Source organism: Allomuricauda sp. CP2A (assembly GCF_001683915.1).
GTDB lineage: Bacteria > Bacteroidota > Bacteroidia > Flavobacteriales > Flavobacteriaceae > Flagellimonas.
Window position 1 is genome coordinate 1 of record NZ_LXTT01000121.1, and the last position, 13,775, is coordinate 13,775.

14 protein-coding genes are annotated in these 13,775 nt (G+C 43.4%); all 14 read right to left on the reverse strand.

Annotated features, from left to right (window positions below):
- Window positions 1–25: 25 nt before the first annotated feature.
- The 14 genes from A7D14_RS14185 to A7D14_RS14250 all read right to left on the reverse strand — a co-directional run bounded on the left by A7D14_RS14185 (window position 26) and on the right by A7D14_RS14250 (window position 13,467).
- Window positions 26–460 carry a Fur family transcriptional regulator gene (locus tag A7D14_RS14185; protein ID WP_067035967.1) on the reverse strand — a complete coding sequence of 145 codons (435 nt, stop codon included), beginning with the start codon at window positions 458–460 and terminating at the stop codon, window positions 26–28.
- Between the two features lie 38 nt (window positions 461–498).
- Window positions 499–2,487 (reverse strand): heavy metal translocating P-type ATPase, encoded by a 1,989-nt coding sequence (locus A7D14_RS14190; protein ID WP_067035970.1) that lies wholly within the window; start codon window positions 2,485–2,487, stop codon window positions 499–501.
- A gap of 26 nt (window positions 2,488–2,513) precedes the next feature.
- Window positions 2,514–2,870 carry an STAS/SEC14 domain-containing protein gene (locus A7D14_RS14195; RefSeq protein WP_067035997.1) on the reverse strand — a complete coding sequence of 119 codons (357 nt, stop codon included), beginning with the start codon at window positions 2,868–2,870 and terminating at the stop codon, window positions 2,514–2,516.
- Between the two features lie 90 nt (window positions 2,871–2,960).
- On the reverse strand, window positions 2,961–3,731 hold the full coding sequence (locus tag A7D14_RS14200) for a helix-turn-helix domain-containing protein (RefSeq protein WP_067035972.1): 771 nt from the start codon (window positions 3,729–3,731) through the stop codon (window positions 2,961–2,963).
- Between the two features lie 42 nt (window positions 3,732–3,773).
- Window positions 3,774–3,992, reverse strand: coding sequence for an SHOCT domain-containing protein (locus A7D14_RS14205; RefSeq protein WP_067035975.1), 219 nt, complete (start codon window positions 3,990–3,992; stop codon window positions 3,774–3,776).
- Between the two features lie 27 nt (window positions 3,993–4,019).
- Complete coding sequence (locus tag A7D14_RS14210) at window positions 4,020–4,391, reverse strand: STAS/SEC14 domain-containing protein (protein ID WP_067035978.1); 372 nt, start codon at window positions 4,389–4,391, stop codon at window positions 4,020–4,022.
- 34 nt (window positions 4,392–4,425) lie between these two features.
- Window positions 4,426–4,848 (reverse strand): Fur family transcriptional regulator, encoded by a 423-nt coding sequence (locus A7D14_RS14215; protein WP_067035981.1) that lies wholly within the window; start codon window positions 4,846–4,848, stop codon window positions 4,426–4,428.
- 11 nt (window positions 4,849–4,859) lie between these two features.
- Window positions 4,860–5,198: a P-II family nitrogen regulator gene (locus A7D14_RS14220; protein WP_067036000.1), complete on the reverse strand. Its 339-nt coding sequence runs from the start codon at window positions 5,196–5,198 to the stop codon at window positions 4,860–4,862.
- Window positions 5,199–5,313: 115 nt separating this feature from the next.
- Window positions 5,314–6,573: an efflux RND transporter periplasmic adaptor subunit gene (locus tag A7D14_RS14225; RefSeq protein ID WP_067036003.1), complete on the reverse strand. Its 1,260-nt coding sequence runs from the start codon at window positions 6,571–6,573 to the stop codon at window positions 5,314–5,316.
- Between the two features lie 16 nt (window positions 6,574–6,589).
- Window positions 6,590–10,999 (reverse strand): CusA/CzcA family heavy metal efflux RND transporter, encoded by a 4,410-nt coding sequence (locus tag A7D14_RS14230; protein ID WP_067035983.1) that lies wholly within the window; start codon window positions 10,997–10,999, stop codon window positions 6,590–6,592.
- Between the two features lie 117 nt (window positions 11,000–11,116).
- Entirely contained in the window at window positions 11,117–11,425 is a 309-nt protein-coding gene (locus A7D14_RS14235) for a DUF6660 family protein (protein WP_067035985.1), read from the reverse strand.
- A gap of 176 nt (window positions 11,426–11,601) precedes the next feature.
- Window positions 11,602–11,895 carry a hypothetical protein gene (locus A7D14_RS14240; protein ID WP_067035988.1) on the reverse strand — a complete coding sequence of 98 codons (294 nt, stop codon included), beginning with the start codon at window positions 11,893–11,895 and terminating at the stop codon, window positions 11,602–11,604.
- 2 nt (window positions 11,896–11,897) lie between these two features.
- On the reverse strand, window positions 11,898–12,167 hold the full coding sequence (locus A7D14_RS14245; protein ID WP_067035991.1) for a helix-turn-helix domain-containing protein: 270 nt from the start codon (window positions 12,165–12,167) through the stop codon (window positions 11,898–11,900).
- 88 nt (window positions 12,168–12,255) lie between these two features.
- Entirely contained in the window at window positions 12,256–13,467 is a 1,212-nt protein-coding gene (locus A7D14_RS14250; protein WP_067035995.1) for a site-specific integrase, read from the reverse strand.
- Window positions 13,468–13,775: the final 308 nt, after the last annotated feature.

Consider the following 13,775-nt stretch of genomic DNA (forward strand, 5'->3'; position numbering starts at 1 on the left):
TTCAAAGTTCTGGAACTCCCACCTGTTATTTTTTCTTACATTTCACGCATATTCCTTTTAATACCAGGTTGACATCGTTTATTTTATAATCAGCTGGTAAACTTTCTTCCGGTATTTTATTTGGCAAACAGATTGTTTTCTTACATTCGGTACAATGAAAGTGCAGATGTAAATCTGAACCGTATTCACCTTTTGCATTTTCACCGGAAATCGCAAATTTTGCCACTCCGGTTCCATCATTTATCTGATGAATAAGTCCTTTATCCTCAAAAATCTTAAGGTTGCGATAAAAGGTCGTTCTGTTTGCTGTCTTATTGGTTTCGCTCTTTTCAGCAAAGACCTTTTTCAAGTCGGAAAAGGACACGGCACTTTGCTTCCTTCTCAGATACCTGTATATCTTGGACCTCATTTGAGTAGGGCGAATACCGTAATTCGACAATATTTTTTCCGTTTTGTTCATTTTTAACCTTGATTCAAAGGCAATCTCCTTTATTGAATTTATTTTTTGTAGGCGAGCAAACGCAATGCATTGACCACCACTACCAACGTAGAGCCCTCGTGAATGGCCACGGCTATCCCTATACTTGCCCAACTCATAATTGTCGCAGGAATTAAAAGGGCAACAACCCCCAAGCTAACCCATAAGTTTTGCTTGATTATCGCCTTCGCTTTTCTGCTTAAACCGATGGCAAAAGGCAAGGTTTCCAGTTTGTCTGCCATTAGTGCTATATCTGCGGTTTCTAAAGCCACGTCGCTTCCCGCCGCACCCATTGCAATACCAACGGTACTGTTTGCCATAGCAGGGGCATCATTGACCCCATCACCTATCATTGCCAGTTTATTTTCCTGTTCCGCAAGTTTTTTGATGGCCTCCACTTTTTCTTCGGGAAGCAGACTTCCGCGAGCTTCGGTCAACCCAATTTCCTCGGCTACGGCATCTGCCACTTTCTGGTTGTCGCCCGTAAGCATTATCATTTTCTTGATGCCTATTTCCTTTAGTTGGGCAAGGGTTTCCTTGGCTTTTTCCCGTGGGGTGTCCATCAGCCCCAGCATCCCTATAAATTCATTGCCCCTTTTTATTAGCATCGTGGTCTTTCCTTCCCCTTCAAGCGCTCTTACCTTTTCTGATACATCGTCGGGTACGCCCTTATCAATATCCTCGAAGAGTTCCAGGTTACCAATGTAAATGGAATTCCCTTGATAGTTTGCCTTTATGCCCTTGCCCTGTACGGCCTCCAAATCATCGGCATCCGGAATCTTTGTGTCCTTCCCGAGCCGTTCCATTCCGTCCCGTACAACTGCCTTTGCCAGGGGGTGGTCGCTCAGTTCCTCAACCGCAATCGCGATTTCCAACAGTTCCTTTTTATCTATACTGCCAAAACTTTCGACGTCGGTAAGCTTTGGTTTTCCTTCGGTAAGCGTTCCTGTCTTGTCAAAGGCCAATGCGGTAAGCACCCCTAAATCTTCCAATGGGCGACCGCCTTTTATCAAGACCCCGCCACGCGCAGCCCTTGCCACACCACTCAATACAGCAGATGGCGTCGAAATGGCGAGCGCGCACGGACTTGCAGCTACCAATACCGCCAAGGAACGGTATAGGCTTTCGCTCCACGGTTCATCGATGACCAAAAAAGCAAAATTCAGTGCAACGACCAGTATAATGACCGCTGGCACATAGTACCGCTCAAACTTGTCGGTCAACAACTGGGTGGGCGATTTCTGGTCTTGAGCCTCCTGAACCATAGTGACCAAGCGGTTGAGGGTAGAATCTTTTGCCTCTTTGATTACCTTTATTTCAAGGGTATTGTTGCCATTGATGGTTCCTGAAAATACACGGTTCTCATTGGGAATATTGCTTTTTGAGGTATACTCTTTGTCCGGATTTTCTATTGGTGTTTTGTCCACCGGAACGCTTTCCCCGGTAATGGGTGCCTGGTCAACACTACTGTTACCTTTTACAATTACACCATCGGCGGATATCTTGCTGTTGGGGCGCACCACGATGATGTCGCCCACCTGTAGTTCTTCAATACCCACTTCAACGGTATCGTCATCTTTCTTGAGAAGGGCTGTTTTTGGGGCGAGGTCGGTCAGTGCCGCAATGGACTTTTTTGCCTTGCCCATTGCATAGTTTTCCAATGCGTGACCCAGACTAAAAAGGAAAAGCAACAAGGCACCTTCTGCCCATTCGCCCAGATAGGCCGCCCCCGCAGCCGCGACCAGCATCAGGAAATCGATTTCAAATTCGCCCTTGGCCACTTTGCTAATAGCTTCCTTCAGGGTAAAATAACCTCCAAAAAAGTAGGCCGCAATATAGAGTCCAAAAGGAATGTTTTCTGAAACCCCTGTAAATTTCTCCAATAGGAAACCTGTTATTAGTGTGACCCCACTTAATATAGCAAAATAGAGTTCGGTGTTTTTGCCGAAGATGCCACCGTGGTCGTGATTGTGGCCATCGTCATTACTATGTTTTTCCTTGTCATTCATATTATTAATCGTTTTGTTATCGTTAATTAAGATTTAATCCACTTTTGGGCTTGTGATTTCTCGGAAATATCGAAATACTTAACTTCCGAGCTAGTGAAAAAATCAGTTGCCTTAGCCACCCACTCCTGCCATTTTTTGTTACCCACAAAGGCTATCTTGCCGTAATCTCCCAAGTGTGCCGAATCAATTTTTAGGTCTTCCCAAAAGCCTTTAAGGGTATAGCCTTCAAAATCTTCCATTTCAATATAGAAATCCACTTTATGGCCTTTTTCTATGATGTTGTGGATGAGCGGATGCATCTTTTCCATATCCTTTTCCGTAAGTTTCCCGCTGATTTTAGCGGCAATAAGATGTTCCTGTTCTAAGTTTATTATCTGTACCATTTTTGTATATTTTTTAATCAATCTAATTAAAACAAACGTGCAACGGAAGTGCCAATAACCCTTCCTGCATGGCCCAATAACCTCCTGTTTCTAGTTGCACTGTGCCTTTTCCTTACCTATATACACCAGGGCTTCGGGCAAATCTAGTTCGCGCGTGGCATTGCCCGTGCGTATATAAAACCGTGACCGTCCCTCAAGGTTCACATATACCGGCATTTGGGCTGGTAAAATCTCGATACAGCACACTTGCTTTTGACCAAACCCAAAAAATGCTACGTTCACTAGCGTACAAAGATGGGTTCCCAGTTTTTGAGCGATCAATTGCATCAAATACTGCTCAAAGCCATCGCTGTCCGGCTTTTTAAGCGTATCGAAATCCTGTTGCAGGCCCAGAATGGTTCCCCCGTCATCGACACCCATGAGCAACTTGCCCCCCTCGGTGTTCATAAACCCGGCAATGGTCTTTGCAATGATAAGCTCAAGTTGTTTGTTTACCTTGCCCTGCCGTACATCCCATCGCAAGCTTGACTTGAATTCCACCCGGCTGCTCTCTCCCTTGTTTATGAGTTCGAGAACGGTTTGCCTGTCCATCCGTTGCCTGTTCAGTTGAAAAATCTTTTTTCTGAAAAAGACCATCAGGGCAAGGCTGCTTCCCATTGTCCCGAACAACAGGTTTCTAAGAATTTGGTCAACATCGACAACGTTCCATACGGTTTTGAAGGCTTCAAGAAAAAAGCTTGACCAGTGACCGGAATCGCCCGACCGGTCAAAGAGAAAAAGGGATAGGCCCAAGGGTTGCAGTATAAATACCCCAAAGGCAAAGCCTGCCAAAAGCCATATCCCTATTTTTCTTCTTTGCATAGATAACGGTGTTATGGTCGTTCGGTCAAAAGCAAAACACTGTTATTTTTTGTTCTTTAACAGGAACGTCTTTCGTTTTTCAAATTCCTCTTCGTCGATTTCGCCCCGGGCGTACCGCTCTCTCAGGGCTTCCATTGCGGTGTCCCTTTTTCTTTTCTGTCCCGGTGTGGGGTAGGGAATTAAAAATATCCAGAAGATGAGGATTATCCATAACCCCCACCATATCCAGTGCATTCCCCCAAAATACCAATCGTCCATCATAATTTTCTAGATTTAAAGATTCATGTTTCAGTTACTATTGAAATTGCTTGTTTGTTCGAGCCAGTTGTTGGCCATGTTTCCATCTTCAGGTCCGAAATATTTTATGTGGGCTTCGCTAAACGGCAATAGCGATTCGGTAAACCGTTCTTGCCAAGTTTTTTCGCCCACCAAGGCTATTTTCTTAAGCCGTGTTTCTTCGGGAAAGGAAAAATCCAACCTCTCACCGCTGCTTTTCTTCACTCCTTTTTTGCGAGGCTCCATTTCCATATACCAAGCGGCTTGTTCATTGCTTTTCAAATGTTCATTCAGGGCCTTGACCAAGGTCGCCCCATCATCGGCATCCATTTCTTGATCTGCGATGGTATATATGATTTGGTCTTTTTTATAGATTGCTATCATCGTCGTATTCTTTTGATGTTATTGGCCTTTAAGGCTACTCCAAATTGCCACTGCATTTATTGCATACTCCCGTTACGACCAGATTGATATCGTCTGCCATATATCCTTGAGGCAGGTTTACCTGTGGGATTTTACGATCGGTCAAACAAACGGTCTCGTTACACTGGGTGCAGTGAAAATGTAGGTGCAGGTCGCTGCCCACCTCACATCCACAGTTTTCCTCACAGAGTGCATATTTCATAATCCCTGTACCGTCCGCTATCTGATGTACAATATTTTTTTCCTCAAATGTTTTCATCGTCCGGAAAAGGGTGCTCCTTTCCGATTTCTCGAAAAAATTCTCTAGCTCTCCCAAACTGATGGCTACCTCGCTTTGCAGTAACTTTTTATAGGTCAACAGTCGCATCGGTGTGGGCCGTATTCCCTTGCTTTCCAGTTTTTTGACAATTCTTTCCATTTTAAAAGGGGTTAAAGATCGTAGCGTTTAAGGGATTTTCCTGTTTTGATCTGAAAGGCATCCTCAATATAGGATAGATAAATGATTCCATCCCCAGGTTCGGGCGTTTTACCATTTTCTAATATGATATCTATGGCTGATTGCGCCTCCTCATTTTGACATACCAACTCCACTTTTACCACCGGGCTATCGGTTATATTAAAATCAAGGGAGGGTCTTGCTCCTTTTGCTTTGAACGCCCCGGTACCCTCCGCCTGTGAAAGCGTCATACTTTTAAAACCGTTATCGCTAAGGGCTTCGATGACCCTTTGTATCCTGTTCGGTTTAACAAATGCTTTTATTTCTTTCATTTTTAAAATGTTTAAATTTTTAATCGATTTTGAACCGGGCATGTTTTCTAATTTTTAACTAACTAATTAAGATGATAAACAAACCCGGAATCAAAATCCTTGATTTTTTAGAGAATTAATGTCCGTGCTCCAATTCGCCTTTCACCATTTCTGAAGAAAGGGTATAGGCCCCATTGATAACCACTTTTGAACCATATTGAAGGGGTTCCATGGGATTTATGGAAACAAAGCCCAAATCGATAACCCCTACCGATACCTGCACCATTTTAAATTTGAGCTTGCCTTCTTCCTGGGCATCGCCATCGTCAAGTACAAAAATGAACGACTTTTCACCCTCTTTGATGACCGCTTCCTCGGGTACTGCCAGAGTGTTTTTTTCATCCTGTACAATCCTGCCCTCTACATACATACCAGGCAATAAATCCCTTTCGGGATTTTCTATATGGGCGTGGATATGCACGGCCTTGGGATCTTCCTCGAAGGTCTTGCCTATGGAATGTACCTCAGCGGTAAGCAGCTCGTCTGGTCTCGAGGCAACACTGAAAAAAATCTTTTGCCCTTCTTTGACCCTCGGGATGTCCTTTTCATATACCTTTAGATCCACGTGTATCTTAGAATTGTCGCTTACGGCAAACATCTTGGATTGTGGTGCCACATAATCGCCAAGGCTTATCAACACCTCATCGACAAAACCGCTAATGGGACTTATAACGGGTACACCCTGATATATTTTACCATTGGCGATTTCGTCAACATTAAAGCCCAATAGCCGTAGTTTTGCCCGCATTGCATTGACCGAAGAGGTCGTGGAACGATATTTGGATTGTGCCATCTGAAATTCCTTGCCGGATGAGACCCCTTTGTCATAGAGGGTTTTTTTTCGTTCGTAGTCCTGATCCAAAAAGACCAGTTCGTCATTTTTCTCCTGAAATTCCTGTTGCATCGTTATGATATCGGGGTGTTCCAAATAGGCGAGAACCTGTCCCTTGCGCACCTTATCACCCTCTATAACAAGTACCGAGCTTATATTGCCGCCCACAAAGGGGCTTATATTGGCCCTGTCCTGTGGGAAAAGTTCGAGTCTGCCCGTTACCTTGATGTTGTTGCCCAGGCTACGTTCTTCCAAAGGTTTCATTTCGAGGCCGATGGTTTCCGCCTGCTGTTGGGTAATTTCAACGGAACCTTCTTCTTCCTCATGGCCGCCCTCTTCTGCATGGGCCTCATTACCATGCCCTTCTTCCCCTTCCTGTAACGTCTCTTTAGTGGTCGCTTTGCCCTCATCATGGCCTAATTCTCCCTTTTGCCTACCGTTGCAGGAAACAAGGAACGCTGTCAAGGCCAGGATTGATGTCAATGTAATTGCTATATTTTTCATTTCTTTTTCTTTTAAATTATAGGTTGCCCAGTTGATATTGAATTTCAATGGCCTGCTGGTTATACTGATTTATAAATTGTAAGTGGTTCTGTTTTATGCGTATGGCACTATTAAGGATAGTGATATAGTTTACATAGTCTATCTCGCCTTCCCGGGATGCCAGTTCTGCCGTGGCAATTTGTTCATCGGCCAACCGCAGTGCCCCTTTTTCGTAATACTCAAGACTTTTTTGGGTTTTTTCCAGAGCCTTAACCAATTGGGCCAACGTGCTTTCGGTCATCGCCTTCTGTTCAAGGTATTGGCTCTCGGCCAAAATCGCATCGGCCTTTGCCGCTTTCACCCTGTTCTTTTGCGGTAAGAACCACAGGGGAATACTTATTCCCACTTGATAGGTGTTAAAGCCTGAAACGTCGTCAACTGTTTGCCTTCCATAGGTTAGGTTGAACTTGGGCAGGAACTGTGATCTCTCTACCTCTACATTGGCTTCGCTTACGGCCACATTCTGTTCGGCAAACTGTAACAAAGGGTTCTTATTTATATTCTCCGAGGGTGAATCCAGAAACCTTTCCGCCCAAGCGGTAAAAGGTTCGTCAGCTATGTCGATGGGGTCATTAATGCCCAGATATTGCTTCAGCTGCCTTTTGGCAATCTCGATATCATCGTAGGCCTGTTGCCTGAGTACCTGTATCTGCTGGTATTCCGAAGAGGCCGCAATGTATTCCAATTTTCCCGTCTCACCGGTATCGTACCGCAGCTTTGCGGCCGATTCAAAGTCTGTATAGACGCTGTCAAGGCGCTCGGCAAAGCGCAGCTGGGCGGTATTGTACTGTATCTGGTTGTAGGCCAGCATCACATTGCGTACCAATTGCTGTTCGCTGAGCTCATACAGTTTTTCTCCCAAGGCTACCCTTTCCTTGAAAAACTTGGATTTGGAAAAGCCCGACAGTAGATCGATATTTCCCTGTTGAACACCAATCACGGTCTGAACGCCGGGCACACCGCTGCCCGTTTCTTCCTTACCGGTAAATACTTGGGTGTTCCCCAAATCGAAGCTTGTGCCCCTTAAGGCCTTCTCCCGTGCAATGAAGGCCTCGCCCTGTTTTAAGGTTGGGTAATACTCCCTGGCTTTGTCAACGGCCTGTTGCAGGGTAAGGGTCTGGACAGGATCAGGTTCTTGGGCAACCACCGTACCCGATGACAAAAAACCACTTACGGCAAGTAGAATCCCGAGCATAGGCAGACTGTTCTTTACATATCCGGTATCTCCGTTGTCGGATTGTTTGCGCTGCTTTCTGCTCTCGAGCCAGTTGTAGAGGACGGGCACCACCACAAGTGTCAACAAGGTGGCCGTAATCAAACCGCCAATTACCACAGTGGCCAACGGTCTTTGTACTTCAGCACCCCCCGACGTGGAGACCGCCATTGGCACAAAACCCATAATGGCTGCCGTAGCCGTAAGCAATATTGGCCTCAATCTCTCGTGGGTGGCCTCTTCGATGCGTTTTTTGATATTTGTCATTCCTTCTTCTTTTAAATCGTTGAATTTGTTGATGAGCACTAGTCCATTGAGGACGGCCACGCCAAAGAGTACGATGAATCCCACTCCGGCCGAGATACTGAAGGGCATACCACGTAACCAAAGGGCAAAGACCCCACCAATAGCTGCCAACGGTACTGCCATATATATCATCACCGATTGTGAAAATGATTTCAAGGCAAAGTACAGTAGGATAAAAATCAATACCAGGGCAATGGGTACCACCACCATAAGACGGTCTGTTGCACGCTGTAAATTCTCAAATGAACCACCATAGGTAATATAGTACCCAGGAGGCAGTTCCAGTTGTTCATCAAGTTTTGCCTGTATTTCCTCGACCATTGACTTAACGTCCCTGCCCCTAACGTTTACACCAACATAAATCCTTCTATAGGTATTATCACGCGATATCTGCATCGGCCCCGGTTTATAACTAATATCCGCAACCTCTTTTAATGGAACTTGGTTGCCATTGGGTAAATCGATGTACAGGTTTTTAAGATTGTCAATGTTCTTACGATAGGCTTCCGCCAATCGTATTACCACTTCAAACCGTTTTTCCCCTTCAAAGATGACACTGGCCGCTTCACCGGCAAAGGCCGCGCTCACGTAATCATTGAGCTTTTCAATTGTAACTCCGTACTGTGCCATTTTCGCACGATTATAGACAACGGTCATTTGAGGCAAACCGCTAGTGGCCTCTGCCCTTACATCACCGGCACCCGGCACGGTCTGAATTATGGATGCCATTTCGTTGGCTTTTTCAGCCAGAATGTCCAAATCTTCTCCATAGAGTTTTATGGCTACATCTTCCCTTACTCCGGTTAGCAACTCGTTGAACCGCAGCTCGACCGGTTGGGTGAACACGAAGTTCACCCCCGGGATGACCGATATTTTCTCCTTTATCTTTTCTATCAATTCTTCTTTACTATCGGCACTCGTCCATTTACTTTTATCCTTTTCTAGGATAACATAGCTATCGGCGATATCCATTGGCATCGGATCCGTAGGGATTTCGGCAACTCCAATCCTTGAAATCATTGTCTTGACCTCTGGAAATTCATTTACCAGGTTTTGTAGTTTTTTGGAAGCTTCAATGGATTCCGTTAGGCTGCTTCCAGGTTTTATAAGGGCCTGCATCGCTATATCGCCCTCATCGAGTTTAGGAATAAACTCACCCCCCATACCACTGAATATAAATACCGCAATGGCAAATAGGGCGACGGCGCCCAACACTACACCAGCCTTGAACCGTAGAGCAAAATTCAACAGCGGTTGATACCCCTTGTGCAAGGTTGCCATAATTTTATCGCTGAAACCTTCAATCTTATGTTCAAACTTGGCGAACCAGTGGTCTGGGTTTTTGGCGGGACGTAGGAACAGGGCGGAAATCATCGGCACGTAGGTGAGGCACAATATAATTGCCCCCAAAACGGCAAAACCGAAGGTGAAGGCCATTGGACGGAACATTTTGCCTTCTATTCCAGTAAGGAAGAGGATAGGGGTAAAAACAATCAGGATAATCAATTGACCGAAAAAGGCCGAGTTCATCATTGTACTGCCCGATTCATAGGCCAGTTCGTCCATCTCTACTTGCGTAAATACGGCCTTGGATTTTTTCAGCCGCATCTGTATATGGTGCACCATACCTTCCACAATGATGACGGCCCCGTCTACAATGATACCGAAGTCGATGGCACCAAGGCTCATCAGATTTGCCCAAACGCCGAACTGCCTCATCAATATGAATGCAAACAACAATGAAAGCGGGATGACCGATGCCGTAATAAGGCCCCCACGAAAACTACCCAATAGCAGGACAAGTACAAAAATCACGATCAACGCGCCTTCCACGAGGTTCTTCTTTACGGTACTGGTAGTTCGCGCTATAAGTTCACTTCGTGAAAGAAAAGGTTCTATAGTAACGCCTTCGGGAAGTGATTTTTGTATTTCAGCGATTCGCCCTTCCACATTTTCGATGACATTGCTCGGGCTCTCGCCCTTGAGCATCAAAATCTGCCCGCCCACGCTTTCGTGCCCGTCCTGTGTAAAGGCGCCATAGCGCACCTGGTTGCCATAGCCTACTTTTTCTGCAACATCGCTTACCAGTATGGGGGTCCCGTTTTGAGTCGTGACCACGGTATTTTTTAGGTCTTCAAGACTTCTTGCGAGTCCTTCGCCCCGAATAAAATTGGCTTGATGATTTTTTTCAATATAGGCACCTCCGGTATTTGCATTATTTTTTTGAAGTGCCTCGAATACCTGGCCCATCGTGATGCCAAAGCTCTTTAGCTTATCGGGATTTAGGGCAACTTCATACTGTTTGACATACCCACCAAACGCGTTTACTTCCACTACGCCGGGCACTAGGGCCATTTGCCTTTTTACCAGCCAGTCCTGAATGGTACGAAGCTCCATAGCATCGTATTTGTCTTCGTAGCCCTCCTCGACTTTTAAGGTATATTGAAAGATTTCTCCCAAACCTGTAGTTATGGGTGCCATAAATGGTGTACCAAAACCTTCGGGAATTTCTTCAGCAACTTCAGCTAATTTCTCCTGCACCAATTGCCGGGGCAGATAGGTACCTGCTTCATCCTTAAAGACAATGGTAACAACTGACAATCCAAAACGGGATACCGAACGCAGCTCGATAACGTCAGGAAGGTTTGCCATTGCCAATTCTACGGGATAGGTCACGAATTGCTCAATATCTTCAGTACCTAAATTTGGGGCAACGGTAATAACCTGTACTTGGTTGTTGGTAATATCAGGTACAGAACCCAGATTTATAGTGGCCATAGACCATATTCCGGTGCCTATTAGGGCAACCATAAACAAACCGATTATAAATTTGTTGTTTATGGAAAATGAAATGATTTTGTTAATCATAGAAAAAGTATTAATTCAGTTTAAACATCGCAATGCAATGAGATGCAATGCATTTAGAATGTGATGCTTACGTTGAAAGCATCACGATAGGATAGAGCTATCCTTAAAAAAACTGAATTATACTTGAGGGGGTTGGTAAAGGGAAAGGGCAAAATCTTTGCCAAGGCTATCAAAATGGGCAAAGTTTTCTTGAGAAATCACGGATTGAAGCGGTTGAAATTCGGCTATATCAAAATCAATTGTATGCACGTGGCAACAATGGCACTGGCAGAATGGTGAACACAGCTCACAATCTTGGTCGTGATTGCCATCATAGTCCATTACCGAAACGACCTGGGCGTCATCTTTAGCTTTGCCCGAATCGCCACAGGGCACTACATTGAGCGCCAAAAAGTAAAAGGACAATATGATTGTTAAAAATTTCACGGTACAAAAATATAAAAAAATCGATGCAACGCCTATGCAAAAACTGGAAAGACTGAAGAATTGGTAGTCTACGCTTTTGCGTCAAAACTTAAGAAATAACCTTTTTACCAATTCCAACTACCATACGGATTCATCATTTTTCAATTCAGGATAAAGGGTATTGAGCAATGGTCTTCTCAATTGGAAAAGTCCAATCCTTTTCCCATATCCTTATTATTCTTGTTTGATTGAACACTGGCAATATTTTGTGGTTTTACATTTGATTCCTGATGTTGGACATTTCCTTTATGTAGATTTTTATTTAGTTCGTTACTGTATTGCATCATTCCTGCTTGCACAGCATTCATGTGATCGTCGGTCGGCACGACACTTTTGAACATCGGAGTTTTTAGATTCAACTCTTTCGCCAATTCATATCCAAGATTGAATGCCTTTTTATACTCCTCATCAATTTTTATATTTTCTTCCATGGCTAAAAAGTTTCACGAACGTGTGCCTCGATATATTCATTAATAGAATCCCGATCGTACAGAATTACTTTCTTTTGAGGTTGGGAAAACCTGATTTTACCCTCGTCCCGCAGTTTTTGCAAAGTGGTGGTGGATTTTATTTTGAGATGAAACATTGCTTCCTCGCCGTCAATCCATTTTTCTGGCTTATCAGCTCTTTTTTGCTCTAAATATTCCACTACCTTGTCAAACAAGGCATAGAAAGCTTCTTCTTGTAGGCAAACTACTTGCATCGAATACAATTATAGAAAAGTACAAGGTACCCTAATAATCCAATTGTATTCAAATCTTTCGACAAAATACCCGAACTACTGGATGTTCTTAAAAGTTTACTACCTTTTCTAAGGCATCATCGGTTTCTTTGTGCATGAAATTCGATTGATAGTTAACCGTTGTTGTAATCGAAGAATGACGATACAGTTTTTGAAGCATTTGAATAGGTATTTTATCGCCAGAAATGTTTCCAAAGCTATGACGGGCTATATGCATAGATAGTTTTTTCTCAATACCCAGTTTTTCTCCAACGATTTGCAATCGCCGGTTTAAATTTCGGGTTACGGTTTTAACCCTAGTTGCTACTCTTTTGTCATCTTTCAAATTGGTGCCTTTTAAAAAAGGAAAAACCAAATCATCCTTCCCCCTCTTTTGAGCCTCAAAATACTTAAGAATTTCTTTGGTCTTATCGGGAACGACCAATGAGACAAGTTTCCTGTTCTTCCCCATACGATAATATAAGCGATTATCTTTAAAGTCGGACCATTTTAGTTTTATGACATCAGCAACCCGAACACCCGCAAAGTAAAAGCTCGTTAGCCATACGTACACCGCATGAAGCTGTGCTTTTGTCAAATTGTCTGCGGTTTCAAGTAATTGAACCTCTTCCTTGTTCAATCCGATTTTTTCGCTTTCAGGAAACTTAATCTGTATTTTACCTTTTCCAAATGGGTAGTTCCTATCATCAACATGATATTCCTTTCGGGCAAAATTATAAATGGTGCGGATAAGCATTAAATAGTTTATCGCCGTTCTTGGAGCGACTTTTCGTTCATAAAGAAGATATGCCTCGAACCTTTTCAATAAGGTGACGTCCAAATCGGTAAAGGAAAGCTCTTTTCGCCCTAAATAAGTTTTAAAAATCTCCAACCTCTTTTCTTGATTGTATTGTTGATTGAACTTTTTTCTTTTTAGGAGATTCGCCAAAAAAACCTCACTTACTTTGAAAAAATCATATTTATCCTCTCCCACAATCTTTTTAGTGATTGTAGCTACAGATTGCTTTTTTTCGCTTGATTCAATTTCCAAAGCCATGTCATGCGCTTCAGTAATCTTTTTCAAAAGCATGTTATTAAGGCGTGAAGAATTAGGATGACTTTTTTTAGCCAACCCCTTTGTTTGGTCCCAATCCTTTTCAAGAATGTACTCACCTGTAAAAAGGAACTTGGACTTTCTATCTTTTGTTATTCGTAGGGCAATTGGGAAAGTCCCGTCCTTCTTCTGATAATTCTTGCGTAATACTATCTTTACAGTCGCCATAGTGTTATTTTTTGCCTTATAAAGATACGAAATCTATGTACAACATATGTACAACAAATCATGTTTTAATATGAATTTTTATGGCTTTGAATAAAAATTGAACATCCTTAAATATCTTATAAACAATTGATTATCAAATCAAATAAGCCCAAATGGATTCAAAAGACTCAGGATTCATAACCCGGAGGCCGGGGGTTCAAGTCCCCCTCTCGCTACAAAAAAAAGACCATTTGTGAAATGGTCTTTTTTTATATCCAACTTTTAAATTCAACTATTGCAAATACACTAATGGCAATACTTACATTCAG